This window comes from Bradyrhizobium sp. Rc3b (genome assembly GCF_900114915.1).
GTDB lineage: Bacteria > Pseudomonadota > Alphaproteobacteria > Rhizobiales > Xanthobacteraceae > Bradyrhizobium.
The window spans coordinates 359,250-383,095 of the sequence record NZ_FOUS01000008.1 but is presented as its reverse complement, the minus strand read 5'-3'; the positions used below and the strand labels follow the sequence as shown (position 1 = coordinate 383,095).

The 23,846-nt window shown below is 64.4% G+C and carries 34 protein-coding genes and 1 tRNA gene; 17 read left to right on the top strand and 18 right to left on the bottom strand.

The window, feature by feature from the left end:
* Positions 1-46 precede the first annotated feature (46 nt).
* Entirely contained in the window at positions 47-844 is a 798-nt protein-coding gene (locus BM190_RS21110) for an aldolase (RefSeq protein ID WP_092258474.1), read from the top strand.
* Positions 845-954: 110 nt separating this feature from the next.
* On the opposite strand, the gene BM190_RS21105 is transcribed toward BM190_RS21110, so the two are convergent.
* Positions 955-2,184 (bottom strand): lytic murein transglycosylase, encoded by a 1,230-nt coding sequence (locus BM190_RS21105; RefSeq protein ID WP_092258666.1) that lies wholly within the window; start codon positions 2,182-2,184, stop codon positions 955-957.
* Between the two features lie 148 nt (positions 2,185-2,332).
* On the opposite strand from BM190_RS21105, the gene BM190_RS21100 reads away from it, so the two are divergent.
* The 3 genes from BM190_RS21100 to BM190_RS21090 all read left to right on the top strand — a co-directional run bounded on the left by BM190_RS21100 (position 2,333) and on the right by BM190_RS21090 (position 3,188).
* On the top strand, positions 2,333-2,593 hold the full coding sequence (locus BM190_RS21100) for a hypothetical protein (RefSeq protein ID WP_026202873.1): 261 nt from the start codon (positions 2,333-2,335) through the stop codon (positions 2,591-2,593).
* A gap of 74 nt (positions 2,594-2,667) precedes the next feature.
* Positions 2,668-2,919, top strand: a complete 252-nt coding sequence (locus tag BM190_RS21095; protein WP_092258471.1) for a hypothetical protein — start codon at positions 2,668-2,670, stop codon at positions 2,917-2,919.
* 83 nt (positions 2,920-3,002) lie between these two features.
* Positions 3,003-3,188 carry a hypothetical protein gene (locus BM190_RS21090; RefSeq protein WP_092258468.1) on the top strand — a complete coding sequence of 62 codons (186 nt, stop codon included), beginning with the start codon at positions 3,003-3,005 and terminating at the stop codon, positions 3,186-3,188.
* 7 nt (positions 3,189-3,195) lie between these two features.
* Here the strand turns inward: BM190_RS21090 and BM190_RS21085 are convergent, their stop codons facing one another.
* On the bottom strand, positions 3,196-3,723 hold the full coding sequence (locus tag BM190_RS21085; RefSeq protein WP_092258465.1) for a MarR family winged helix-turn-helix transcriptional regulator: 528 nt from the start codon (positions 3,721-3,723) through the stop codon (positions 3,196-3,198).
* 54 nt (positions 3,724-3,777) lie between these two features.
* Between BM190_RS21085 and BM190_RS21080 the strand changes: the two genes are divergently transcribed.
* Positions 3,778-4,257, top strand: a complete 480-nt coding sequence (locus tag BM190_RS21080; RefSeq protein ID WP_018323084.1) for a carboxymuconolactone decarboxylase family protein — start codon at positions 3,778-3,780, stop codon at positions 4,255-4,257.
* Between the two features lie 20 nt (positions 4,258-4,277).
* On the top strand, positions 4,278-4,781 hold the full coding sequence (locus BM190_RS21075; RefSeq protein WP_092258663.1) for a cupin domain-containing protein: 504 nt from the start codon (positions 4,278-4,280) through the stop codon (positions 4,779-4,781).
* Between the two features lie 7 nt (positions 4,782-4,788).
* Here BM190_RS21075 and BM190_RS21070 read toward each other — a convergent pair whose 3' ends face one another.
* The 3 genes from BM190_RS21070 to efp all read right to left on the bottom strand — a co-directional run bounded on the left by BM190_RS21070 (position 4,789) and on the right by efp (position 8,079).
* Positions 4,789-5,781 (bottom strand): DUF808 domain-containing protein, encoded by a 993-nt coding sequence (locus BM190_RS21070; protein ID WP_092258462.1) that lies wholly within the window; start codon positions 5,779-5,781, stop codon positions 4,789-4,791.
* A gap of 84 nt (positions 5,782-5,865) precedes the next feature.
* A complete protein-coding gene (locus BM190_RS21065; RefSeq protein ID WP_092258459.1) occupies positions 5,866-7,488 on the bottom strand; it encodes a peptidoglycan DD-metalloendopeptidase family protein in 1,623 nt (540 codons plus the stop codon).
* Between the two features lie 24 nt (positions 7,489-7,512).
* Positions 7,513-8,079: an elongation factor P gene (efp, locus tag BM190_RS21060; RefSeq protein WP_018323088.1), complete on the bottom strand. Its 567-nt coding sequence runs from the start codon at positions 8,077-8,079 to the stop codon at positions 7,513-7,515.
* A gap of 162 nt (positions 8,080-8,241) precedes the next feature.
* Here efp and epmA point away from each other — a divergent pair, with 162 nt between their 5' ends.
* The 3 genes from epmA to BM190_RS21045 are packed head-to-tail and all read left to right on the top strand — an operon-like array spanning position 8,242 to position 10,698.
* Complete coding sequence (epmA, locus tag BM190_RS21055; RefSeq protein ID WP_092258456.1) at positions 8,242-9,306, top strand: EF-P lysine aminoacylase EpmA; 1,065 nt, start codon at positions 8,242-8,244, stop codon at positions 9,304-9,306.
* Positions 9,303-10,397: a lysine-2,3-aminomutase-like protein gene (locus tag BM190_RS21050; RefSeq protein WP_092258453.1), complete on the top strand. Its 1,095-nt coding sequence runs from the start codon at positions 9,303-9,305 to the stop codon at positions 10,395-10,397. Before epmA ends, BM190_RS21050 begins: the two co-directional genes overlap by 4 nt.
* Before the next feature lie 43 nt (positions 10,398-10,440).
* Positions 10,441-10,698 (top strand): hypothetical protein, encoded by a 258-nt coding sequence (locus BM190_RS21045; protein ID WP_092258450.1) that lies wholly within the window; start codon positions 10,441-10,443, stop codon positions 10,696-10,698.
* 60 nt (positions 10,699-10,758) lie between these two features.
* On the opposite strand, the gene BM190_RS21040 is transcribed toward BM190_RS21045, so the two are convergent.
* From BM190_RS21040 to BM190_RS21005, 8 genes are all read right to left on the bottom strand, one after another.
* On the bottom strand, positions 10,759-11,844 hold the full coding sequence (locus BM190_RS21040) for a 3-deoxy-7-phosphoheptulonate synthase (RefSeq protein WP_092258447.1): 1,086 nt from the start codon (positions 11,842-11,844) through the stop codon (positions 10,759-10,761).
* A 233-nt stretch (positions 11,845-12,077) separates the two neighbouring features.
* Positions 12,078-12,656, bottom strand: a complete 579-nt coding sequence (locus BM190_RS21035; protein WP_092258444.1) for an HdeD family acid-resistance protein — start codon at positions 12,654-12,656, stop codon at positions 12,078-12,080.
* A gap of 69 nt (positions 12,657-12,725) precedes the next feature.
* Positions 12,726-13,766 (bottom strand): PrsW family glutamic-type intramembrane protease, encoded by a 1,041-nt coding sequence (locus BM190_RS21030; RefSeq protein ID WP_092258441.1) that lies wholly within the window; start codon positions 13,764-13,766, stop codon positions 12,726-12,728.
* Positions 13,767-14,263: 497 nt separating this feature from the next.
* Entirely contained in the window at positions 14,264-14,521 is a 258-nt protein-coding gene (locus BM190_RS40590; protein WP_018323096.1) for a hypothetical protein, read from the bottom strand.
* 137 nt (positions 14,522-14,658) lie between these two features.
* The gene (locus tag BM190_RS21020; RefSeq protein WP_092258438.1) at positions 14,659-15,648 is read right to left on the bottom strand and encodes an acyl-CoA desaturase; all 990 of its coding nucleotides are present in this window, start codon (positions 15,646-15,648) and stop codon (positions 14,659-14,661) included.
* Between the two features lie 122 nt (positions 15,649-15,770).
* Complete coding sequence (locus tag BM190_RS21015) at positions 15,771-16,397, bottom strand: pilus assembly protein PilZ (RefSeq protein WP_092258435.1); 627 nt, start codon at positions 16,395-16,397, stop codon at positions 15,771-15,773.
* Positions 16,398-16,612: 215 nt separating this feature from the next.
* Positions 16,613-17,389 (bottom strand): hypothetical protein, encoded by a 777-nt coding sequence (locus BM190_RS21010; RefSeq protein ID WP_349516736.1) that lies wholly within the window; start codon positions 17,387-17,389, stop codon positions 16,613-16,615.
* Positions 17,390-17,430: 41 nt separating this feature from the next.
* Positions 17,431-17,505 (bottom strand) — tRNA-Glu (locus BM190_RS21005).
* 227 nt (positions 17,506-17,732) lie between these two features.
* Here BM190_RS21005 and BM190_RS21000 point away from each other — a divergent pair.
* Genes BM190_RS21000 through BM190_RS20990 form a run of 3 tightly spaced genes read left to right on the top strand, consistent with a single transcriptional unit; the run spans position 17,733 to position 18,463 of the window.
* Positions 17,733-17,987, top strand: coding sequence for a PilZ domain-containing protein (locus BM190_RS21000; protein WP_018323099.1), 255 nt, complete (start codon positions 17,733-17,735; stop codon positions 17,985-17,987).
* A gap of 56 nt (positions 17,988-18,043) precedes the next feature.
* Positions 18,044-18,289, top strand: coding sequence for a hypothetical protein (locus BM190_RS20995; RefSeq protein ID WP_092258429.1), 246 nt, complete (start codon positions 18,044-18,046; stop codon positions 18,287-18,289).
* Between the two features lie 6 nt (positions 18,290-18,295).
* Positions 18,296-18,463: a hypothetical protein gene (locus tag BM190_RS20990; RefSeq protein ID WP_092258426.1), complete on the top strand. Its 168-nt coding sequence runs from the start codon at positions 18,296-18,298 to the stop codon at positions 18,461-18,463.
* Between the two features lie 127 nt (positions 18,464-18,590).
* Here the strand turns inward: BM190_RS20990 and BM190_RS20985 are convergent, their stop codons facing one another.
* Both BM190_RS20985 and BM190_RS20980 read right to left on the bottom strand, forming a co-directional pair.
* The gene (locus tag BM190_RS20985; RefSeq protein ID WP_092258423.1) at positions 18,591-19,229 is read right to left on the bottom strand and encodes a glutathione S-transferase family protein; all 639 of its coding nucleotides are present in this window, start codon (positions 19,227-19,229) and stop codon (positions 18,591-18,593) included.
* A 301-nt stretch (positions 19,230-19,530) separates the two neighbouring features.
* Positions 19,531-19,983, bottom strand: coding sequence for a VOC family protein (locus BM190_RS20980; protein ID WP_092258420.1), 453 nt, complete (start codon positions 19,981-19,983; stop codon positions 19,531-19,533).
* Positions 19,984-20,259: 276 nt separating this feature from the next.
* On the opposite strand from BM190_RS20980, the gene BM190_RS40585 reads away from it, so the two are divergent.
* Complete coding sequence (locus BM190_RS40585) at positions 20,260-20,424, top strand: hypothetical protein (RefSeq protein ID WP_177237193.1); 165 nt, start codon at positions 20,260-20,262, stop codon at positions 20,422-20,424.
* Between the two features lie 165 nt (positions 20,425-20,589).
* On the opposite strand, the gene BM190_RS20975 is transcribed toward BM190_RS40585, so the two are convergent.
* From BM190_RS20975 to BM190_RS20965, 3 genes are all read right to left on the bottom strand, one after another.
* Complete coding sequence (locus BM190_RS20975) at positions 20,590-20,856, bottom strand: hypothetical protein (protein ID WP_092258660.1); 267 nt, start codon at positions 20,854-20,856, stop codon at positions 20,590-20,592.
* A 180-nt stretch (positions 20,857-21,036) separates the two neighbouring features.
* On the bottom strand, positions 21,037-21,339 hold the full coding sequence (locus tag BM190_RS20970; protein WP_018323106.1) for a hypothetical protein: 303 nt from the start codon (positions 21,337-21,339) through the stop codon (positions 21,037-21,039).
* 113 nt (positions 21,340-21,452) lie between these two features.
* A complete protein-coding gene (locus tag BM190_RS20965; RefSeq protein ID WP_092258417.1) occupies positions 21,453-21,944 on the bottom strand; it encodes a hypothetical protein in 492 nt (163 codons plus the stop codon).
* A 347-nt stretch (positions 21,945-22,291) separates the two neighbouring features.
* Here BM190_RS20965 and BM190_RS20960 point away from each other — a divergent pair, with 347 nt between their 5' ends.
* The 4 genes from BM190_RS20960 (at position 22,292) to BM190_RS40575 (ending at position 23,775) form a co-directional block, all read left to right on the top strand.
* The gene (locus tag BM190_RS20960; protein ID WP_018323108.1) at positions 22,292-22,588 is read left to right on the top strand and encodes an HU family DNA-binding protein; all 297 of its coding nucleotides are present in this window, start codon (positions 22,292-22,294) and stop codon (positions 22,586-22,588) included.
* A gap of 44 nt (positions 22,589-22,632) precedes the next feature.
* Entirely contained in the window at positions 22,633-22,995 is a 363-nt protein-coding gene (locus BM190_RS20955; RefSeq protein ID WP_092258414.1) for a hypothetical protein, read from the top strand.
* A 268-nt stretch (positions 22,996-23,263) separates the two neighbouring features.
* Entirely contained in the window at positions 23,264-23,401 is a 138-nt protein-coding gene (locus tag BM190_RS40580) for a hypothetical protein (protein ID WP_177237192.1), read from the top strand.
* A 224-nt stretch (positions 23,402-23,625) separates the two neighbouring features.
* Entirely contained in the window at positions 23,626-23,775 is a 150-nt protein-coding gene (locus BM190_RS40575; RefSeq protein ID WP_177237191.1) for a hypothetical protein, read from the top strand.
* The last annotated feature ends 71 nt before the right edge of the window (positions 23,776-23,846 follow it).

The following is a 23,846-nucleotide window of genomic DNA, read 5'->3' as shown; positions in this document are numbered from 1 at the left end:
CCCTGTACAAGACGGCAGCTTTCGACCGACAGAGGTGTCCTTCGCCATGGCGCACAGCCTTCACGCTTCCTCACCCGCGTCAGCGCCATTCCGCTCGAACCGGCCGGACCTCGCCACCGATGCAATCCGCACCGCGCGCGAGGACCTCGCCGCCTGCTTCCGCATGGCCGCGCGCAACGGTTTTGAGGAAGGCATCTGCAACCACTTCTCGGCCGTGGTACCCGGCCATGACGATCTGTTTCTCGTCAATCCCTATGGCTATGCCTTTCGCGAGATCACTGCCTCAAAGCTGCTGATCTGCGATTTCCACGGCAATGTGCTCGACGGCGAGGGCGTGCCGGAGGCGACCGCGTTCTACATCCATGCCGAGATGCACAAGCGCCTGCCGCGCGCCAAGGTCGCGTTCCACACCCACATGCCCTATGCGACGGCGCTGTCGATGACCGAAGGCGATCCCTTGATCTGGGCCGGCCAGACCGCGCTGAAATTCTACGGCCGCACCGCGGTCGACCGCGACTACAACGGCCTTGCGCTCGACAACCAGGAAGGTGCGCGCATCGCATCCGCCGTCGGCGATGCCGACATCGTCTTCATGAAGCATCACGGCGTGATGGTGCTGGCGCCCACCATCGCGGAAGCCTGGGACGATCTCTATTACCTCGAGCGCGCCGCCGAGGTGCAGGTGCTGGCGATGTCGACGGGACGGAAGGTGCTGCCCGTCGATCCCGCGATCGCGGCCGAGACCTACAGGCAGATGCGCGAAGGCGATTCCGAATCCGCCCGGCTCCATCTCGCCGCGATCCGCAGGCAGCTCGACGCGGAGGAGCCGCAGTACCGGCATTAGCGATGAGTGCGTAGCCCGGATGGAGCGCAGCGAAATCCGGGGACTTCAACAGCGGAGGTATTGTCCCGGATTACGCTGCGCTCCATCCGGGCTACGGGCCAACGCGAGGCCTACGACCCCTGCCGCAGCTTCGCCAGCACCTTCAACCCGCCGTAGCCATCCGCCGGCGTGATCCCCGCGCGCTGCTGGAAATCCTTGATTGCCTTCATGGTGTCGTTGCCGACGCGGCCGTCGGTGCCGCCGGTGTCGAAACCGGCTTTCGTCAATCGCGTCTGCATCTCCTGCACCTCGGCAAGCGTCAGCGCGCGCTCGGAGCCGGGGAAGGGCTGGATGAAGGGCGGTGCCCCCAGGCAGCGGTCGCCTAGATGGCAGATCGCAAGCGCATAGTTCATGGAAGGGTTGTAGCTCTTCACCGAGTAGAAATTCGGTCCGAGCAGGAAGGTCGGTCCGCCCGCAACCGGCGTCCACATTTGTGCGGATGCGTTCGGCTGCGGGAACGGCTGGCCGTCGGCGCGGGTGACGCCGGCTGACGCCCAGGCCGCATAGGTGCGGCTGCCGCTCATATTGCCGGCGGCGCGCACCTCATAGCCCCAATGCTCGCCGCGATGCCACTTGCCGCGGTTGACCAGATATTTGGCGGTCGAACCCAGCGCGTCGTCGGGCTTGCCGAAGGGTGAGACCTTGCCGTCGCCGTCATAATCGATGCCGACATTGAGCCAGACTTCCGGCATCCATTGCGAATGGCCCATCGCGCCGGCCCAGGATCCCTGCATCTGCTCGGGCGTGCTCCAGCCCTTGTCGACGATGCGCAGCGCATTGATCAGCTCGGTCTCCCAATAGGCCTTGCGGCGCGGCTCGTTCCAGGCGAGCGCGGCGAGCGAGGGAAACACCGGCGTCATGTGGTTCTGCTGCACCAGGGGATCGCCATAGGCGGACTCGACGCCCCACAGCGCCAGCAGCGTGCCCCGCTCGACACCGAAATCCCGCTCAATGCGCGCCAGCAGCGCCTCGTTGTTCTTCAGCGCGATCTTGCCGTTGATGATGCGCCAGTCGGAGACGCGGCGGTTGATATATTGCCAGACCTGCTCGTGGAATTCGGGCTGGCTGCGCATCTGCTTGAACACGCTCATGTCGGGCTCGACCCGTCCCATCGCGCGTTGCCAGGTCGGGGCCGAAATGCCCTTGGCCATCGCGCGTGCGCGAAAGCTCTCGCGCCATTCGTCGAAGCCTGGAGGCGCGGCGAGCACGTGTGTCGGGAATGCGAGCAAAGCGGCTGCACCGAACGTCGATTGCAGCAGGCTGCGGCGAGTCGGATGGAGGGAGGAATCAGCGTGCGTCATGGGCACATTGTAGCCCGAAACATGGCCGGTGTGCGTCGGTTCCTGGAACAGCCGCGCGGCTGATTCTGCGCGGCCCGGGATCATGCTTCTGTCGGAACAAACTGTCGCAGTCCTGCATTCCCTCCGTATCCGGAAGGAGGAAGAGATGATGAGGACATATCTGTTTGCCGCCGCCATGATCACCGCCGTTGCGACGCCTGCGTTCGCTGATGAAGTCGGCGTTCACGTCGGCCCGGTCGGCGCCGGCGTGACGGTCGGTCAGTCCCACGAGTATCGTGAGCGGGATCGCGATCGCGACCGCACCACCGTCATCAGGGAGCGCGAGCCCTCTGATCGCACCACGGTGATCAAGAAGCAGGATGAATTCGGCAATCGCAGCAAGACCGTGATTCATCACGACAACGACTGACGGAGCAGGGCCCCGGCGGAGCGTCGGGGCCCGCCTTTCGCATGCAATCCGTTCATCGAACATTCGGGGTGGGAATGAAGATACACACGCATGCGGAAAGCCATGTCGTCGAACTCGACGACGGATCGCAATGGCAGATCTTTCCCGGCGATCTCGCAACCACGTTGAGTTGGAAGCCCGAGACCGATTTGCACCTCGAGCAAAGCGCCGACCGGGTGAGCTCGCATGTGCTGGTGAATGCTGCCGACAACAGCCGCGTACGGGTGATCGCGGCGGACGAGACCTGGGTCGACGGTGAGGTTAAGAAACTGTTGAAAGACGGGTAGTCGGCTCCCGCGCTTCCCGATATCCCTGACTTTTAGGCCTGTCGTTTTACGGTCGGTTCGCTTCCGTCTGCGTAAGATGCGGCATGCGGGAGCTGTTCGACATCATCCGTGCCAATCCCTGGCCCTTCGGTGCCGGGCTCTTCGTCGTCGTTCTGATGATCATCGCCGAGAACTTTGGCCGCGGTATTCAGGGCGGCGACGGCGGTGCGGGTGGCGATTTCTGGGATGCCGCCGGCTGTGACGGCGGCGAGGGGGGAGGCGGCGACTAGGCCTCGCCTAGTCCCCCTGCAGCTCGGTCGCGACGTTGGCGAGCCATCGCCGAATGCTCGCTTCGGCCTTGGCATCGAGGCCGCCAGCCAGACGCTTCTCCAGCGCCATCACCCGTTCCCGGCACGCCTTCAACAACGTCGTTCCGCGCTTGGTCAGTGTCCATTGCTTGATGCGGCCATGGACGGGATGAGGCGTCATCAGAATCGCGCCGTCGCGTTCGAGATTGCGGATGATGACCCCGACCGTTTGCGGCGTGAGGAAGGTGAGGCGGGCGACATCGGCGCCTGATAGTCCCGGATAGGCATTCAGCATCGTCAGCACCGCGAATTGCGGCGAGGTTACACCGAGATCGGCGAGCGTCCGCTCGGTCGTCAGACGGACTGCGGCGTGAGCCTGGCGCAGCAGATAACCGAGATAGCCCTGCTCGCCACGCTTGCCCTCGCCGGGAGCGGGAATACGCACCGCTGCGTCGCCGGCAGGTTCGGGCACCGGGCGGGTTTTCGATCTGGTGACGGCATCGGTCTTGCGTGACATGTCAGAGCTCTTATAAGATGTAAGCACACTTATAATAAGACGAGGTGAACCGCAATGTCACATGCCCGTAGCGAATACGAGGATTTCAAGAAGATCGCGCCCGACGCTTATGATCTGGTGCTGGCGCTGGGTCAGCTTGCGGCCAAGGCCGGCCTCGACAAGCAGCTTCTCGAGCTCGTCAAGTTGCGCGCCTCGCAGATCAACGGCTGCGCCTTCTGCGTGCAGCATCATGTCCTGCTGTCGGAGCGGATCGGCGTTCCCGTCGACAAGCTCCATTTGGTCGCGGTCTGGCGCGAGGCGCCGATCTTTTCGCCGCGTGAGCGTGCCGCGCTGGCCTGGGCTGAGGCTCTGACCGTCCTGCCCGACGGCGTCAGCGAGGACGTCTATGCCGAAGCGGCCCGGGAGTTCTCCGAGACCGAACTGATGTACCTGACCTCGGCGGTCGCCTCGATCAATGTCTGGAATCGCTTTGGGGCTGCGTTTCGCTGGACGCCTGCGCCGCGGCCGGTGGCCGCGAATGCTGCGGCATCCTGATCGGCACGAGGGAGGTCATGATGACAGCAATGAGCTTATCTGCCGTACAGCGTCCGGCACCGTCACGTTCGACCGCGCTCGCCGTCGTCGCAGGGCTGGCCTGTGCGCTGGCGATCGGCAAGGCGCTGCCGGTGACGATGGATGCCGTCTCCGGCGCGCTGGCGCCGCTCTGCGCCAGCGCGGCGGAGAGCTCGCCGCTCGACGAGGTCGAACCGATCGGCTCCTACGCATTGCCGAACGTGCCGGGCAAGCGCGTCACCATCGTGCGCGTCACCTATGGTCCGGGCGGATTCTCGCGCCCGCATCGTCACGCAGGATCCGTGACCGCCTACATCACCAAGGGCGAGATCCGCTCCCAGCTTGGCGGCGGTCCTGTCGCGACGTTTGGCGTCGGCCAGTCCTTCTTCGAGCCGCCGGGCTCGACGCATCTGGTCTCGGCCAATGCCAGCCTGACGGAGCCTGCGGAATTGATCGCGGTGTTCGTGGCGGACGAGGGCGCGCAGCTCACAACGTTCTTGGAGTAGAGCACGGCTAGGAGGCGCGATCCCGCGATCGCCTTAGCCGTTTCCATGCCGGCGAGAGACCGTATTGGACTGCCGGAATCGCAACCGCGCCGACAAGCAGTCCAAGCACGCCTGAGATGGCTGCCTCGACCGACCATTCGATGATGCCGGCAATGGATGGAAGGGCGTGTGCGGCCGCCTCGGTTGCGGCATGGACCGTGCGGCCGACCACGGGCGGGCCGTATTTTTCGATGCCGTGCAGGATGATGCCGCCGCCAACCCAGATCATGGCGGCAGTGCCGATGGTGCTCAGCACCGTCAGGAACGTGGGCATACCGCGGACCAGCGCGCGTCCAAGCGAGCGGATCGCGGTGCCAATGACTGAGGCGCCGTCGTAGCCCGCAAGGGCCACGCCGGCATCGTCAGCCTTCACGATCAGGGCCACCACGCCGTAGACCCCGACCGTGATACCGAAGCCGACCAGCGCCAGCACCAATGCCTGCGTCCAGATGCTGCCTGCCGGAAGGGCCGCCAGCGTGATCGCCATGATCTCCGCCGACAGGATGAAATCCGTCTTGATGGCGCTCGCGACCTTCTCGTCCTCGACCGACCGGGCATTCAGCGCGATCGGCTCGAGCTGGGCTTCATGGTGGTGCGCATGATGCGGCATTACGGCTTCGAGCACCTTCTCGGTACCCTCGTAGCAGAGAAAGGCTCCGCCCAGCATGAGCAGCGGCGTCACCGCGGCGGGAAGGAAATAACCAAGCAGCAGGGCAGCGGGAAGCAAAATCAGCAATTTGTTGCGCAGCGATCCGACTGCAATCTTGCCGACGATCGGCAGTTCGCGCTTCGAGGCAAAACCGATGACGTAGTTCGGCGTGACGGCCGCGTCGTCGATGACCACGCCAGCCGCCTTTGCGCCTGCTTTGGCAGCCTGGCTCGCCACATCGTCGAGCGAGGCCGCTGCCACCTTTGCAATCGCCGCGATATCGTCGAGAAGACCGATCAGTCCGACACTCATCACCCCGATCCCTGTTTTTGTTTGAGCCGGCGGTGCGCGCGACAACAAGCTCTTGCACCGCCCTTCGTTGGAGCGAGCAAGCCGTCAATTCTCCTCGCCGCTCGATCCCTCGCGCAGATCCGGCTTGATGACGTCGTCCGGCAGTGCATGGGCGACCGGCTGCGACGTGACGGCGATCTCCGGGCCGACCTCGCGGCCGCGGGCGTGGATCAGGCGTTCGTAGGCGGAGACCAGGGTGACGTAGGGGCTGACCCAGATCCAGCCGTCGCGTGTGAACACCTGCACGTCGAAATGCAGATGCATCGAGGTACCGGCGGGATGGTCGAGATAATTCGAGATCACGCCGATCTTCTCGCCTTCGGTGACGATGCGGCCATTGAGCACGCCATCGGCGTTCATTGCGTGCGGATTCATGTGCATGTAGCGGAAGCGGATGTGCTCGGTGCGGCTGTTGACTTGAAGCGTCGCGGCCTGGTCCCTGGACGCGCGGATCACGATGGCATCGCGCACCGCGACGACACCGCGCTGCTTGGGATCGCAGGGCTCGCGGCCCTCGCCGGGCGGTGGGCAGTCGGCGGCGCGGATGTCCTCGCCCTGGTGGCCGTAACCGCCCGCGCATTGCCAAACCTCGAAACTGCGGGACTCGCAGAAATTGTCGCGCCAGGGATAGGCGGTCGTGCTCTCCGTCCTGTCCCGCTTGGCATAGGATTGCGAGCGGACGAAGGCGGGAGCCTTTTCGAGCGGAAAGCGGATCTGTGCATAGGCCATTGCGTCGGGATGGCCGCCCTGCTTGCGGTAGCCGGTGTTCGGGATGATATCGCCGCTCGGCCGGTAGCTGAAATCCGGTGAACGGCCCGTCGGGCGATCGAGGATGTTGGAGGCGATGTCCGTCAATGGTCGCAAGCGCTGGCCGCCGGCGACGCGCAGGGCCTTCAGGAAGCGCTCGGCGACCGGATAGGCTTCCTTGCAGGCCAGCCGCCGCGGCTTGGCGACGCTGTCGAGGCACTGGATCGACACCACATAGGCGACGCCGAAACGGGTAAAAGCGTAGCGTACATAGCCTTCCCGGATAAACCTGCGCAGGTCCGGATAGAGCGCTATGAGCGGTTTGATCTGCTCGCCCTTGCCGCCGGTGGGATCGGCGATGTCGTAGACCAGCGCCGATCCCGTGATCTGCACTTCGACCGGCCTTGTGAACACCCGGCCCGGCATGCCGTCGCCGGCGCCGGGCTCGAGCGAGAAGGTCGCGCTGTAACCGGCGGGGCCGGCATCGAACATGTCGACGGGATTGAAGTCCGCCTGATAGCGCGACAGCGCGAGCGTCGCCGTCGCGCCGCTGCGCTGCGCCTCGAGGTAAGCGGCGGCGTCGAACGGCAGCAGCACCGGCACGGGACTGCGGGTGATGCCGGTGAAGAATCGCGAGGATACCGCGTTGAGCTGCACCAATGCGGGCATCGCGCGGGGATCGTAGCGCGGCACCGAACGGCGAGGGGCGAAGATGAAATCGTCCGCGACCCGGGGGCGGCTGTTGATCTCGGTGCGGAGCTGGTCGAGCGCTGCGCGCCAGTCGACGCGCAGGGCCGTGAGCGAGGGGCTGCGGAATTCATCCGCAGCGAGCGGAGTGGCAATGAGGAGCGAAAGCGACGCCAAAAGAAGCGAGACGAAGCGGAAACCCTTCCCAACCACTGTCTCGCCCCCCGGCGGCACCTGCTGCGATTGCTCTGTTCCCCGTCAGTCCTTGGCGCGTTCTGAGTAGGAGCCGTCCTCCGTCATGACGACGATGCGGGTGCCGACTGCGATGTGCGGCGGCACGGTGGTGCGCACGCCGTTGGAAAGCACCGCCGGCTTGTAGGAGGACGAGGCCGTCTGGCCCTTGGTCACCGGCTCGGTCTCGACCACTTCCAGCGTCACGCGCTGGGGCAGCGCGAGCGAGACCACGTTGACGTCGTGGGTCGACAGCTTGACGGTCATGTCCGGTTGAAGATACGAGGCCGCGTCGCCGACGACGTCCTTGGAGACCTGGACCTGGTCGTAGGTCTCCGGGTTCATGAAGTGGAAGCCGTCGCCATCTTCATACAGGAAGGTGTAGTTGCGCTCCTCGATGGTGGCCTTTTCGACCTGGTCGGTGGTCTTGTAGCGCTCGGAGATCTTTACCCCGTCCGAGATTCGGCGCATCTCGATCTGGCTGACCGGGGTGCCCTTGCCGGGGTGGATGTTTTCGGCGCTGACGACGACATAGAGCTTGCCGTCTTGCTCGATCACGTTGCCTTTGCGAATAGAACTGGCGATGACTCTCAAAGCTGTATTTCCTGCTTGCTTGGCCCGGCACCGGCCAGGACGTGATCAATTCGATGGGGGACTTGGGGCCTCAAATCGGACCTCGGCGCCCGTTTCGGGCCGCAACATACTGATTTTGCCGTTAGATGCCAGCATTTTGCTCGGCTGTGGGGCGGTCAGGTAATGGCTGGGGACAAGCCCGTCTCACCGTTCTGGTCGCCCGGGCGGCATCTCGACCGTCGGCCATTCCTCCAGGCCAGGGGGGCCATTACCGGGTCTCTACGGGGCTTTTTCGCCGAGCAGGGGTTCGTGGAGGTCGAAACCTCCGTTCTCCAGGTCTCCCCGGGCAATGAGACCCATCTGCACGCCCCCCGGACCGAGATCGTGCGGCCGGACGGCAGCCGAGCCCTCCGGTATCTGCGGACTTCGCCCGAATTCGCCTGCAAGAAGCTGCTGGCGGCGGGCGAGACGCGGATTTTCGAGCTCGCCCGGGTGTTCCGGGACCGTGAGCGCGGCGACCTGCACCTGCCCGAATTCACCATGCTGGAATGGTATCGGGCAGGCGCCTCCTATGACGCCATCATGGCCGATTGCGTCGTCGTCATCGCCCGTGCGGCGCAGGCGACCGGCATCGGGACCTTCTCGTTCCGGGGGCGGACCGCCGATCCCTTCGCCGAGCCCGAGCTGCTGACCGTAGCGGGCGCCTTCGAACGGTTCGCCGGCATCGACCTGCTGTCGACAATCAGGGACGGCGAGGGTAACCGTGCCGCTCTGGCCGAGGCGGCGAGTAGCAAGGTCCGTGTGGCCGGGGACGACACCTGGTCCGACATCTTCAGCAAGGTGCTCGTCGAGCACATCGAGCCGCATCTGGGGCAGGGGCGTTTGACCATTTTGTTCGAATACCCATCTCCAGAGGCGGCGCTGGCACGGGTGAAGGCTGACGATCCCAGGGTTGCCGAGCGGTTCGAGGTCTACGCCTGCGGCGTCGAGCTCGCCAACGGCTTTGGGGAACTGACCGATGCCGAGGAGCAGCGAAAACGCTTCACGGAATCGATGACGGAGAAGCAGCGCCGCTACGGCGAGGCCTATCCGCTCGACGAGGACTTTCTGGCCGCAGTTGCGGCAATGCCGGAGGCCAGCGGCGTCGCCCTCGGCCTCGACCGGCTGGTGATGCTGGCAAGCGGCGCATCGCGGATCGATCAAGTAGTTTGGACGCCACCTGCAAATGAAGCGTCTAGTGAGACATGACGAAAACGAACCTTGCACGCACTTTGCGCGAGCCGGCTGAGCTCGTCGCCGAAGGTCTGGCGCCTGCAGCAGCGCTGCCGGCGCTCGAACGCGTTGCCGCACGCTATGCTGTGGCGATCACGCCGGCGCTGGTCGAACTGATCGATACATCCGACCCCGACGATCCCATCGCACGGCAATTCGTTCCGAGCGCCGCGGAGCTTGAGATGCAGCCGGGCGAGGACGCCGATCCGATCGGCGATCATCCGCACTCGCCGGTCGCAGGGATCGTGCATCGCTATCCCGATCGAGTGCTGTTCAAGCTCGTTCACGTCTGCGCGGTCTATTGCCGCTTCTGCTTCCGCCGCGAGATGGTGGGCCCCGGCAAGGACAGCGCGCTGTCGGACGGCGCCTATCGCGCGGCGATCGATTACATCCGTTCGCATCACGAGATCTGGGAAGTGATCCTGACCGGTGGCGATCCCCTGATGCTGTCGCCGCGCCGGATGGGCGAGATCATGGCCGAACTCGCGGCAATCGATCACGTCAAGATCATCCGCCTTCACACCCGCGTGCCCGTGGCCGATCCCGCGCGCATCAGCGACGAGTTGGTTGCGGCGCTCAAGGTCGAGGGCGCGGCCACCTGGGTGGCGCTGCATGCCAATCATGCGCGCGAACTGACGGGACCGGTGCGCGCCGCGTGCGCGCGGCTCGTCGATTCCGGAATTCCCCTGGTGAGCCAGTCCGTGCTGTTGCGCGGGGTCAATGACAACATTGCCGCTCTGTCGGATTTGATGCGAGCTTTCGTCGAATGCCGGATCAAGCCCTATTATCTGCATCACGGCGACCTCGCGCCGGGCACGGCGCATCTGCGCACGACGCTGGCGGAGGGGCAGGAGTTGATGCGGCAGTTGCGCGGGCGGGTGTCAGGGCTATGTCAGCCGGACTATGTCATCGACATTCCCGGGGGCGCCGGCAAATCCCCGGTGGGGCCGAGCTACGTCCTGGCGCCGCATAATACCGCACCCCATGCGGGTGATGCGGAAGCCGAAACGCGCTATCGTATCGTGGACTATTGCGGCGACGTTCATCTCTATCCGCCCGAGACGTGAGCGGTGTTGGAGAGCGCGCCGGTTCGAGAACGGAGAAGCAAGAATGAAGAAGATCATGGTGGCAGCATCGCTCGTGGTCTTGCTTGGCGGCACGGCGGCAGCACAGACCGGCGGTTCCAAGGGATCGACATCCGGCGGCAGCGGCGGAACCTCTGGGGTGTTGCCGGCACCGGTCGGTCACCGCCAGCCGCGCGCGGCTGACGTGCCGAGCGAGAAGAATTTGAGCAATCCGAACACCCCCGCGAACAAGGAAGATGCGGAGCTCGATCGGAAGATCAAGAGCATCTGCCGCGGCTGCTGATCCTTTCACCTCTCCCCGTTGGGGGAGAAGTGAGGAGAGCGAACGCGCGTGCGCTCTGAACTAGGCCGAGCGCTCCTGCAGTCCGGCGCGCCGGGCGTTGCGGCGGATTTCCACCGCGTCGGCGAGCTGCTCGAGCGCGGTCGCCGTAGTCGGCCAATCGATGCAGCCGTCGGTGATGCTCTGGCCGTAGGTGAGCGGCTTGCCCGGCACGACGTCCTGGCGGCCGGCAACGAGGTTGCTCTCGATCATCACGCCCATGATGCGGCCTTCGCCGCCTGAGATCTGGCCGGCGATGTCGGCCGCCACCAGCGGCTGGTTCTCGGGCTTCTTGCTCGAATTGGCGTGACTGGCATCCACCATCACCAGCGGCGCGACCCCGGATTTGGTCAGCTCGTTGCAGGCGGCCGCGACGCTTGCCGCGTCATAGTTCGGCTTGCTGCCGCCGCGCAGGATGATGTGGCAGTCCTCGTTGCCCGCGGTCGAGGCGATCGCCGAGCGGCCGAGCTTCGTCACCGCCATGAAGTGATGCGGATGCGAGGCCGACTTCACGGCGTCCGCCGCGATCCGCACATTGCCGTCGGTGCCGTTCTTGAAGCCGACCGGGCAGGACAGGCCCGAGGCCAGCTCGCGATGGATCTGGCTCTCGGTCGTGCGCGCGCCGATCGCGGCCCAGGACACGAGGTCGGCGATGTATTGCGGCGTCGTCATGTCGAGGAATTCCGTGCCGGCGGGCAGGCCGAGATTGTTCACCGCCGACAGCACGTTGCGCGCCAGCCGCAGGCCCTTGTTGATGTCGAAGCTGCCATCCAGATCGGGATCGTTGATCAGGCCCTTCCAGCCGACTGTGGTGCGCGGCTTCTCGAAATAGACCCGCATCACGATTTCGAGCTGGTCGGCGAGCTCTTCGCGCAAGCTCGCGAGGCGCTCGGCATATTCCAGCGCGGCCTTGGGGTCATGCACCGAGCAGGGGCCGACCACGACCAGCAGGCGGTCGTCCTGGCCATTGAGGATGGCGTGGATGGCGTTGCGCGCCGCCATCACGACGCGCGTCGCGGTGAGCGTGCGCGGGACTTCCCGCATCACCTCTTCCGGCGTGCTCAGCTCTTTCAATTCGCGGATACGAAGATCGTCGGTCGTGCTCAGCACGGCGGGCTCCTGTTTGTTTCGAACCTGCCGGCCAATAAAAAAGCCGCCAGGTCTGGCGGCTTGTTGGGACGTTTGCTTCAATATTCAGATTGAGCGCGATCCTCCTGCCGCCAGCGAGCTGTCGTAGCTAAAGTACCAAAAATAGCTGGTGGCGACGGTGATCATGGAAGGGCATATAGCGCGCCATCAGCGGATTGTCACCCCCCAATCGGCGCGGCAGGTGACGAGGCGGGTCAGGTGTTGCTGTTGCGTGCCGCCAGCGCCAGGCCGATCAGGCTGGCGCCGCCGAACAGGAGGTTGATACCGACGAGGACGCCGATGGCCCATTCCGCCGAGCTCGGCAGTCCCGTGATCACCATGAAGGAGATCGCGATGTCGACAAGGCCCGAGATCAGCAGCCACGACCAGCGGCCGCTGAGCTCGCGGCGGTGCTCCAGTGCGTACATGATGGTGGCGACGCCCTCGGCCAGGAAGTAGGCGCCGACCACGATGGTCAGCGTCAGCACGGCCTGCATCGGCCGGGCCAGCAGCAGCATGCCGGCGAGCACGGCGAGCGCAGCCGAGATCAGCGACCACCAGAAGCCCGGCGTGCTGCGCGCCCAATAGGTCACGATCAGCCCGCCAATGCCGCTGATCAAGAACATCCAGCCGAGGAAGATCGTGATCGCAAGACTTGCCAGCGGCGGCAGGATCAGCGCCGCGACGCCGAGAATTGCGAGCAGGATGCCCTCGAACAGGAAAGCCTTCCAGTGCGCCTTGACCGTCTGGCTCATGATGGATTGCAGCCGTGAAAAATCCTCGGGCGACGTCATCGGCAGGCTCCAGATCGAAAGGTCAGCGCTCAATCTAGTATGCACGCGGCGCGCTCGCCATCCCGCGGCTCACCCGCCGCCGGGCGCCGAGGAAAAACCTTCCGCGCTGGTGCGGATGCGGTTGCGGCCGAGAACATAGATCGCCGTTGTGACAATCAGAAGCGCCAGGCCGAGCAGGATCGAGACGAAGCCGATCGGGATCAGGGCCAGCGTCAGATTGCGCTCGGGGTTGATGAGCCAGTGATGGATCGAGGTCAGCACGAAGGCGAGCCCGAGAAAGCCGACGCCGCCGCCGGCGAGCAGCAGCGCCCACATCCGCCGAAGCTGGCTGAGCCGCTCCCGCGCGACGTCGGTCCGGGGTGCATGATGGCGGGCGACGCGCCGGACCAGGCGGATCGCGAAGGCGATCGAGCTGAAGCCGATCAAGAGGCTGGAGGCGCCCAGCCACATCCGCAGCGTCGGATTGAGGTCGGGCATTCGTTGCAGGGTCAGCAGCGGAAAGTCGAAGGCCGAATGCAGCGCGAGCGGGCCGGCCAGCATCAGGAGGCGGCTGGAGAGGCGGGCCCAGTCGCGATGGTGCCGGTTCGCGCCCAGCGCCGTGCCGGCGCGCGCGATCGTCAGGTAGGCGCCCGCGATGATGCCGAGCGCGCCGTGGAACGGCACGGTCAGCACGCTGCGCAAGGCGGCCAGCGAGCGCCACATCTCGGCGTGCTGGACCAGATAGGCTAGGTTCTCGTAAGCGGCGAAGCCGAGGCCGACCGCGGCGCCATAGACCACGGTGTCCATCGGATTGGCAAAGGTCCGCCGCTTGGTCGAGGAGATCGCCACGATGGCGATCACCTTGACGGCTTCCTCAGGCAGCGCGACGCCGAAGATCGAATGCATGGCCAGCGCCGCCCAGGGGTCGTCGGGCGCGGCGACCATCTTGGCGAAGGGGGCGCGGGCGAGGCCCAGCAGCGAGATGCTGGCCGCCCCTAACAGGAACGCGGTCCAGACCTGGGCCGGCGGTCCCGGACGTTCCTCGGCGGCGATGACAAGCCACAGCATCAGCAGCGCCGGGGCGATGGCGGCCGTTCCGATGACGGTGGGCAATGCTTCAATCAGGTACATCGGCGCCGAAAATAGGTTCCCTTGATCCGCTTATCTACATTCACCGATGCGACCATGTGTCATGCGCTTGCTGTCGGCTCGCTTAACGAGTGCGACAGCCTTCGTTCATCTGCCGTCGCCCGCCGCGCCGTAGAATGCAAGCGTAATCAATTGCATGACAGAACGTGCTCGTCATCCATGATAACGCCCGTGCCGCCGAGCTGAGGCGCGATTGGCAAGCCGTATCAAGGAAATGCGTGAGTTTCTTCGATTCACGGCGTAGCCGTGCGCCGGGGCAGGCCAGCTAGCTGCGCTTCGTTGGGCCCTCGCGGGGCGGCGAGGCGATCCGGCGCGCCCGCGACTGCTCGAGCTCCCAGAAGGCGCGGACGAGGCACGCGCCGAGACAGACGACGATGAGCAACAACAGGAAAGCCTGGTCGACCGCGGGGACATGTAGCATGGCGATGATAAAGCAACGCCCATGCCATGCGTTCCGCAACGGCCGGCGCTTTCCGCCCTCAGTGCGTGGTGAACGGCAGCGGCGCCCCGGGAGCCACGTCGAAGGCGCCGAGATGGAATTCCTCGCCGACGGATGTGTCAGCCTCGCCCGGTTGCGCCAGCAGCGTGAACGCGGCCTGCGGGTAGATCTTCCAGATCTCCAGATCGCCGGCGGTGATGGTGAGCCAGCCGAACGTGTACATGTAGCGTCCGGGCTCGGTGACCCGGCCGACCCTGTCCCAGGTGATCTTGTCCACCGTAACTTTGTCGACTGCCATTCGGTCCCCCGATCGCGAGTCTGCAAATGACGCCCGGCCTGGAGGCACGGACGTTCAAAAGCTGATCCCGCAATGGGGCCGCGATAGGGCGGCGATGCGGAGGCAAGACGGCCTGTCGGAGGCCGCTGCCTGCCGATTCAGCGCGCCGTCGAGGCCGCCTCTGCTTCGGCCGCCCGCTCCAATTGACGGTGCGAGGCGTGGAAGACGTCGTGGACGAGGCCGATCTTTTCCAGGCCCAGGATGATCAGGCCGTTGAGATCGATCTCCCACCAGGCGTGCGAGATGTAGGCGTCCCGCGGGAAGCGGTGATGGTTGTTGTGCAGACCCTCGCCGAAGGTGAGGATCGTGGTCACGAACTCGTTGGTCGAGGCGTCTTCGACGTCGAAGCGGCGATAGCCGTAGGCGTGGCAGACCGACCCGGTGAGCTGGCTGGTGAGGATCAGCAGATAGGCGCGGAGCAGGCCGGAGAACAGCACGCAGCCGATCATGGCGTGCACGCCGCCGAATGTGTAGCCGATCACGCCGGGGATGAAGACTGCCGACATCCCGTACCAGACCCAGCGCGTGCGCACGAAGAACATCGCGATCGGATCGGCGAGGATGTCCTTGGCATAGTATTCGTTGTCGGTGGTCGCCTGGTCGAACACCCAGCTGCCCTGGGCGTGCAGGAAGCCCTTGAACGCGCTGACATAGCGATTGCCGAAGCCGTCGAATTGCGGGCTGTGAGGGTCGCCGACGTCATCGGCGTAGAGATGGTGGCGGCGGTGGTTGGCGACCCACTTGGCGATCGAGCCCTGCACAGCCATCTGGGCGATGGCGCAGAAGAAGACACGCATGATCGGGCCGGTACGGAAGCTGCGATGGACGAACAGGCGGTGCATGCCGGCACCGATGCCGAACGTCGTCAGCGCGAACATCCAAGCGAACGTGAACAGCTCGACCTTGCCGACGCCTTGCGTCACGGCCCAGATGATGCCGGCGACCGCGCCGACATAGAGGATGCCGAGCAGGAGATAACTCTCGCGCAGCTTGGCCTGGACCAGCGGCCCTTCGGTGACGACGCCGGGTGGAAGCTGCGGCTTCAGCGCGATCTCTGCCGGGGCGAACTCGGCGTCGGCGATGGACATTCCGGGGCTTCCAATACTCAAGGCCCGCAGTGATTGCGGACGTACCGGGTCACACCCTACCGCGCAGGGGTCGCCATCTCCAGTATTTAGTTAAAAAAGAGTTAAGATTGATCGGGCCGGCTTCAGGCCGACTGCAGCAAGGGCGTGCGGACGATCAGGCGGACGAGATCATCGCGTGCCTGTTTTTCGGCGAATTTGACCGCAAAACCGTGCTCGAACTTGCGGATCACGCGCCCGACGCAGGCGCCGACCGCTAGCGGGGTTCCGACCGGCGGATCGTATTCGCAGGAGATCGCGACGCCAGCCGTGGAGACGTCGATGATGAAGCACGGATGGCTGCTGCCGTTGGCGAGCGTCAGGAACGTGTGCGAGACCTGCGGTACGAAACGCGCGTCGTTCCGCAGCTCCTGGACGCTGGCATCCTTCTGCTTCTTCTCGAGCCAGGTCAGCTTTTCCGACATCCAGGCGCGCCGCGCCCGCGTCATGTCGAGCTCCATCAGGAAGCCCGATTTAAGCGTCGCGCTGATCGTGCACTGGAATTCGCCGAAATCCTGGAAGTAGGAGGTGAGGCGCTCGCCGACCTTGCCGACGACGGGCACGTCCACGATCATGCGGAAGGGCGAGACGCGCTTGGTGCGGCAGGCGAAGCTGCGCAGCTTGCCCTCGCAATCATACCAGCGGGGCAGCGAGTAGCTGCCGCTGACCGTGACGTCCACTGCACGCTGCCTGAGGAACTCTGCGACGGACATGAGGTGCCAATGATGTTCGGGATTGCTTCCGTAATTCCACGGTAGCGGTCAAATTCTAAGCAAATGATACTGGCGCGCAGGAGCAGGGGTAAATTTCCGGTAAATGCGCGCCTCGCTCGCCCGGCTGAAAGCGCGGCATAAGGACCCGTTATGCTGCAGGCCGTCTCACAACAACGTCATTGATGGCACAGTGAAGCAACGACGCGCCGCGGCGCCTAGATTGATCCGAACAGCACCAGCAAAGCCAGCGAGCCCATGGCCATGGCGAACTGGATCGTCGTCCAGACCAGTCCGTTCGGGCTGATCTCCAATCCCAACGGCGGCAACGCGCGCCGCATCGCCAGCGCCGTGAAGGCTTCGACAATGGCGAGCAGGAGGGCGATGCCGGCGATGAAAGACCAAGACTCGGCCGGCGGCATCCATGGCGCGAGCCAGGCGGGGACGGAGCCTTTCAAGGCGGCGAGCAACGCGAACCAGCCGAACCAGAATGCCGAGCGCTTGACGATGTCGGGGCCGATCGTTTCGGGTTCGAGGCGAATACCGATTGTTGCCAGCGCGCTTTCGATGCGCTCGCCGTCGGTCAGGACGACGAACGCGCCGAGATAGAGCGGAATGCGCGACTGGAAGAGCAGGGCGAGGATACCGAACAGGATTACGTGGCCGATGACGTCGCCGAGAATATCGCTGATTGCGTTCTTGGCGCTGCTGCTTGATGGCACGAGCGCCGCCGGCGCAGAATCTGCGTGACGCTGCGGCAGCGATCTGTCGCGCGCCATGTGCTCCAGCATTTTGGCGCGCCGGTCCGATGGATGCTGGCGAGGATGGCTTAGCCACGGCGGAAGGCGCGGCGTCATTGCGGACGCGGCGGACGAACGTTCTATCTCGGGGTTACACTGCGCCATGGGCCTGGACCGGTTCCAACTGACGTTGGTCGGTGGCGAGCAGCGGGGAGGTTCATGCGGGAGCGGGGGAAATTGCAGCCGGGCTGTCATTGGCGGCCCATTGCGGCGCCATCTATCGCCGTCGCGTGCACTGGCGCTCCCTAGCGGAATCGAACCGCTCTCTCCACCGTGAAAGGGTGGCGTCCTAACCGATAGACGAAGGGAGCAAACGCAGGGCCCTGCCGTTGTTCCCGGCACGGCCGCTGGCCGGCCGAGTCGGGCCCGGCGGCTTGCAGCGGGCGAACGTATAGTGGCCTTTCCGGCTCCCGGCAAGCCGTCCGGGGCCGGTCTTTTGGCCCCGGTGGACAGCGCCGGCCCCCGGGGTGATCCGGAGGCGATTTCAACGGTTTCTTAGGGTTCCCTGAGTAGCGCTGGAATAGGAGATCTTTCGCCAATGCCACCGCCGAAAAAGCGCGCAGCCCGCAAGCTGCTGTCGCAGCATGCCTGGATCACGCTCGACGGTGGCTTCGCCGCACGGCATTGCCTGGTCCAGGACATCTCGGATTCGGGCGCCAAGATCACGCTGGACGAGGATGCGAGTCAGCTCCCGGGCGTGATCCGGCTCGCCTTCGCACGCGACGCGCGCACCGGGCGGAGCTGCCAGGTGGTCTGGCGCCGCGGCAAATCAGCCGGCATCAAGTTCATCTGATCGCGGCCGCGGCCGCCCCGATGGCGCCCGGCACCGCTCCGGGCTAGAACGCCGCCATGCGCACGCCGCTCCTCATCCTGATCTCCTTGCTCGCCACATCCGCCGCCGCGGCAGAGGCCTTGCGTCTGCCGCCAGCGGAGCGGCCGCAGGCCGGCAAGGCCCTGTCGCTGAAAGGCGCGGCCGGGAAGGCACGGGCGGGCTCCTGCGCCACTTTCGGCCCGCGCTTCGTCATGGTCGAGGGCACCGGGACCTGCGTGAAGATCGGTGGCTCGATCAGCATCGACACCACCGTGAGGCGCTAGAGGCCCATGCCGGTGGACCTGCTGCGCCTCGACCTCATCGTTCCCCTGCTGATGTACTGCGCGCTGCTCTGGTGGGTCGGCCGCGGCTTGAGCTGGACGGCGCGGCTGGCGACCGCGGCGGTGACCCTGGTGCTGATCGTTTGCGTGCTGATGGTTGAGCGCGGCTGGCGGTAAAGCCAAAACTAAAAAACGCGAAAACAACCCCATGCACAGTAGCGTCAAGTGCTGAGCTGACGCCGCAGAATTGCGCCAAAACGCGGATTCATCGCGCTCTCGCCGCAGCTTGCGCAGCGCTGCCGGTTCACGACATCGGTGGTGCGACATGCTGTGCAAAACCGGGCCGTTTGCCGAGCTCGGCGAGCCAGCGCGTCAGATGCGGCTGCGCCGGCCGGGTGATGCCCTCGACGCCGAGCCAGCGCCGTGCATAGGAGCCGAGCGCGATGTCCGCGAGCGTGAACGCATCGCCCTCGATGAAGCGGCGCGAGGAGAGCAGGCGGTCGGCGATCGCCCAGACCTCGGCGGCGGCATCGGCATCGCGCTGCACCTGGATCATGTCGCGCTCGGCGGGGGCCGTGCGCACGATGCCCCAGAACACCGGGCGGTCGACCGGCTGCAACGTCGACAATGTCCAGTCGAGCCAGCGATCGACCGATGCGCGGCTCTTCGGCGCCTCCGGATAGATCGGCGTGCCGCTTCCATGCGCGAGGCAGAGATAGCGCATGATCGAGTTGGACTCCCACAGCACGAAGTCGCCCTCGACCAGCGTCGGGATCCGTGCATTGGGGTTCATCGCGAGATAATCGGCCTCGCGGGTCCGGCCGTAACTCATGCCGGCGTCGATACGCTCATAGGGTAAAGCGAGCTCGGTGAGGCACCACAGCACCTTCTGCACGTTGACCGAATTGGCACGGCCCCAGATCGTCAGCTTGGTGTCAGGCATGAGGCGTCTCCCGCGGCGTTGTCGCTTGCCGCGGGTGATAGCGGAATTCGCCGTTCGGAGCGATGCGCGATTGCGGCGCGCCTCTCATGCAAAAAGCTCCGCCCGAGGCGAAGCTTTCGTTGCAAAACAACTCGCAAACTTGAACCCGTCGTCAGCGGCCGAAGAACAGCCACAACAGAATGATCACCGGGATCGGCACGCCAAGCATCCACAGCAACAGCCCTCTCGCCATCACATCCTCCTCCAATCGGCTTCGTTGAAGAGAGAACGTCGGGCGCGAAAGCTTGTTCCTGCCGGGGCCTTACCAATGGCCGGTATTGGGCATCGATGCCCAGGGCTCCTGCGGCGGCTTCGGCTCGCCCTTCTGCAGCAGCTCGATCGAGTGCAGGTCCGGCGAGCGGACGAAGGCCATGTTGCCGTCGCGCGGCGGACGGTTGATGGTGACGCCGGCCTTCATCAACTGCGCGCAGGTGGCGTAGATGTCGTCGACCTCATAGGCGAGATGGCCGAAGAAGCGATCCTCGCCGTACTTCTCCTCGTCCCAATTCCAGGTGAGCTCGACCAGCGGCGCACCGCGCGTCTGCGGCTGCGTCTTCAGCGCCTCGAGATCGTCCGCCGAGCACAGGAACACCAGCGTGAACCGCCCCTTGTCGTTCTCGATCCGCCGCACCTCCTTCAACCCGAAAGCATCAACATAGAATTTCAGCGCGACATCGAGATTGCGCACGCGCAGCATGGTGTGGAGGTATCGCATGGTTGTTGCTCCCTAACGTTCGGAGGGTTTTGCTTTGGGCCGGGGCGGCGGGAGTAGGAGATAGCAGGAAAGTGGGAGGAGGGGCAGGGGGCGGGGCAAATGTGTGCGAAGGGGAAAGGTTGGTGAACCGAGCCAGCCGAGCATGGACTGGAGCCGCGGAGTAGGCGGGCTAGCGATGGCAAATGACCTGAGCAGCCCTATCGCGGCCAAGGTCCCTCTGGACTGCTCTGCGACGGTTGCGGTTGAACCCCAACTCCGCCGGCGCGACCCATCCATATGCTCCAAGCCGTGCTCAGCGCGATCGTGGATATCCTCCTGTCTGCCGCATGGAGCGCCGTCGTCAGATTCTTCGGTCTGGAAAACGTCGTCGAGATCGTGACGGCGATCTTCGGCTTTGGCTGTATTGTGATCGGCACTGCGGTCTTGTTGCTCGGGCACTGACGAGGGCAATCGTGAGAGATCACCGCAGGCGAGCTTCTCGCCACGTTGATCTTCGGATGCGATTGCCCTGCCTCGACAGGACTCGACCGCAACGGCCGCTGAAGCAATCGGTACGAGCGCGCCGTTCCGTGGGGAGCGACGCAGTCAGCCGTGCCGAACGCCGGCTTACTTCACGTTGCTGCGGGTCTTCGTGCCGCCCTGGTCGCTACCCGGGCCGGAGCCGCCCTGGCCGGAGGCGTCGGGCTTCACCATTCCGCCCTTGCTCATGCCGTCCTTGCTCATCCCGGTCGTGCCCTTGGTCATCGAGCCCTTGTTCGGGTTTTTCATGCCGGGCTTCTGCATGTTGTCGGACTGCGGGGCGGGGCCGGTCTGGGCAAAGGCGGAGCCGCACATGAGACCGAGTGCGGCGGTCGCGATCATGAACTTCTTCATCGCAAGCTCCTCGTTGGTTGCATGGGCCAACGGGAACGCGGAAGCCATGTTCCTCGGTTTGACGTTCAGGAGGAAAGAATTCTCCGACGCCGGAAGTCGCCGCCCGCGATATGTCGGCGGGCGTGCGTTCTTGCGCTGGGGCGAGCTGCCTGGGGCCGCCGACGTCGTCGCCGCCTGCAACTAGGCCGCAATCCGTTGTTCGACCGGGGCCGTCAGCAGCTTGAGCGCTTGTGCGTGTTGCAGGTCGGGGACCGCGATCGCCGTGTGGCTGTAGATCGCATGGCTGCGCGATTTTGCAATCTTGTCCAGGATCTGGCTGCCCTTGATAACGTGAAGGCCCATGCCCTCGTCAGTGGGGAAGATCGCCAGCACCACGTCATAGGCCGCGATGACGGCCCTGAGTGCTTCGGCCTTGTCCTCGGCGACGTCGACGAAAACACGAACATCAGCCGCGAGTTCACGCAGCTCGTCAAAATCCAGCACTGTGGGGATACTCCAAACGCAACGAGACTGAATGGAGCTTGGCGGCGTTGGGTTACTGAAGTGTCAACAAGGCGTGCCGAGCCACAAGTTTCACGACGAGGTGACTTCACGCTCTAGCGCTTTGCTTCCTCCTTGCGAAGCCGGGCCTCCGCGGCCTCGTCCACGAGGTCTAGGGCGAGGCCGTCATAACTCAGCTTGAGCCCGCGGCCGACGATCCATGTCCATCCCTCTCGCTCCTTGATGGGTTGCGCGTTGAACTGATCGGAGATCGATTTGACGGCAGCGTCCTGCGCCCCCGGATTGTTCAACTCCGCCTTGACGCGCCAGATCGGGTGCCTGGCGTCGACCTCCTCGCTGTCGACCGTGACCTTGGCGCCGTTGATGTCGCATTCGAAGGTGTAGGAGTCGCGGCTCCGGCGGCAGAGATAGCGGCGTTGACTGACGAGCTTGCTGGTCTCGTCGAATGTCATCCCGGGCGAGAAGCCGAAGATGTCGGACTTCTTCACGAGGGCGAGGGACGCAGGCTTCAGGAAGCTCGGCTGGATCGCGACGAGGGCAGCGACGGCGACAACGATCAAACCTGCGATGACGATAGCGACCTTCATGAGCACCCCACGAGCAACCTTCAGACCATTATAGGCAGCCGGGCCGTTCTACCATGCCCCCAAAAGCGAAAACCCCGCCTGGGGGAAGCGGGGCTCTCTGTGGGGTGAAGCTTAGGGACTTCAATGATATGACGCGCCAGCCGTAAAAATGGTTCAAACGGAAATCGGAAGGTCCTGCGGCATCTTCACAGGAAGTAGGGAACCCCGCAGAAGCCCTGCTTGCGTTTTCGGCCTCGATGGGTTCTAAGCCCCGTCACTTCATGACCTCTGGCATGAAATCAGCGCGCCCCCGCGCTTCAGGCCGCGTCCCCAGCAGAGTTGCTCGCGCGCACAAAAGGAATTCAGACATGGCGAAGATGACGAAGACTCAATTGATTGATGCAATTGCCGAGGGCACGCAGCTTTCGAAGAACGACGTGAAGTCGGTGATCGAGTACATGGCGACGGTCGGTTACAAGGAGCTCAACGAGTCCGGTGAGTTCGTCATTCCCGGTTTCGTGAAGATGTCGGTCGTGAACAAGCCGGCGACCGAAGCCCGCATGGGCGTCAATCCCTTCACCAAGGAGCCGATGCAGTTCGCGGCCAAGCCGGCGAGCAAGTCGGTCAAGGCCTCGCCGCTGAAGGTTGCCAAGGACGCCGTCTAAGGTGCCGGCGATGTCGTTGCGGCGGAGCGATGCCGCAACGATCAATGGCTGAAGACAAGGTGATGCTCGGCGACGGCGATGCCGAACATCACCACGACGATCAGGACGAACCACAAAGCGCGCCGGTCGGTTTGTCCCGGCGCGCTCTGCGGTTTCCCGCAAGCCGGGCAGACCGCGAAAGGCCGATCGGGATCTCGGTCTCACAGAACTCGCAGATCATCGGCGCCTCGATGATGAAGAGCACCGGCTCCGGAGTCGGACGTGGTAACGCGGGACACCGCCTCATTCGGCCGGTCAATGCGAAGGTTGGAAGATTCGTTCCCGTGGCTACGACCCGCTGCACCTGGCAGGCAGCCGTTGCCTTCAAAGAAAAACCCCGCGCTTTCGCACGGGGCTCTTCTGGCTGACGGCGTTGGGATTTCAGCGCCTGGCCGCCAGCCGTATTTCTAACTTAAAGTTGAAAGTCCAAAAAGCAACAGCGCCGCGATGACGGAATATGTTCGTTCACCGCAGCGCTGCCATATGACTGGGCGCTGAAATCCCCAGCTTCAATGGGTCCAGGCGGCGTTGAAAAGGTTCAACGCGATAGGGCGGGAAATCGCACGCGACGGGCTGGACTTTTTGTTCTCATTTTGTTCTAGTGAGCCGCCTTAAGGTCCGCTTGGGAGGTGACTCATGACCGTCGAAAAACAGCGCGAAGTGATCAGGCTCTGGAACGAGCTCAGGAAGCTCGAGGGCCCGGCCGCGGAAGAGCTCCGGATCCAGATCCTGGAATGCTTCTCGGAAAAGGAAAAAGTGAAGCGGCCGGCTTGATCTGCTCCGGCGGACGCCGACAACGCCAGGGATACGGCAGGCGCCGTCTGGTCTGACGGCTCGCGCTTGGTCGGGCGGCTTCGTAGGGGCGACGAGGCGACCAACTTGAAGTCCGTCTTGGCGGGGTGTGGTCGCTGCTGCGAGCATTCGCCGCTGATGATTCAGGAACGAACATGTGCCGTCAGCGTTCGGCCTGCATGACTTGCCCGCGATGCGCCAAGCCGATGATGGCGACTTCCGCCAACAGCTTTCGATGCGAACCTTGCCGCGAGATCGTCATCGTGTTTGCGGTCGTGTCGAAATTCCTGCCGCCGAAGATTGTGCCGAGCTACATCGCTGAAGAGGTTGCGTCGCGCGCTTTCATCGATCGTTAGGAATCGCTTCGCACTGATTTTTCCGACTCCGATTCGTTCTTTGAGAACGAAATGGAGTCGGATGCAGAACA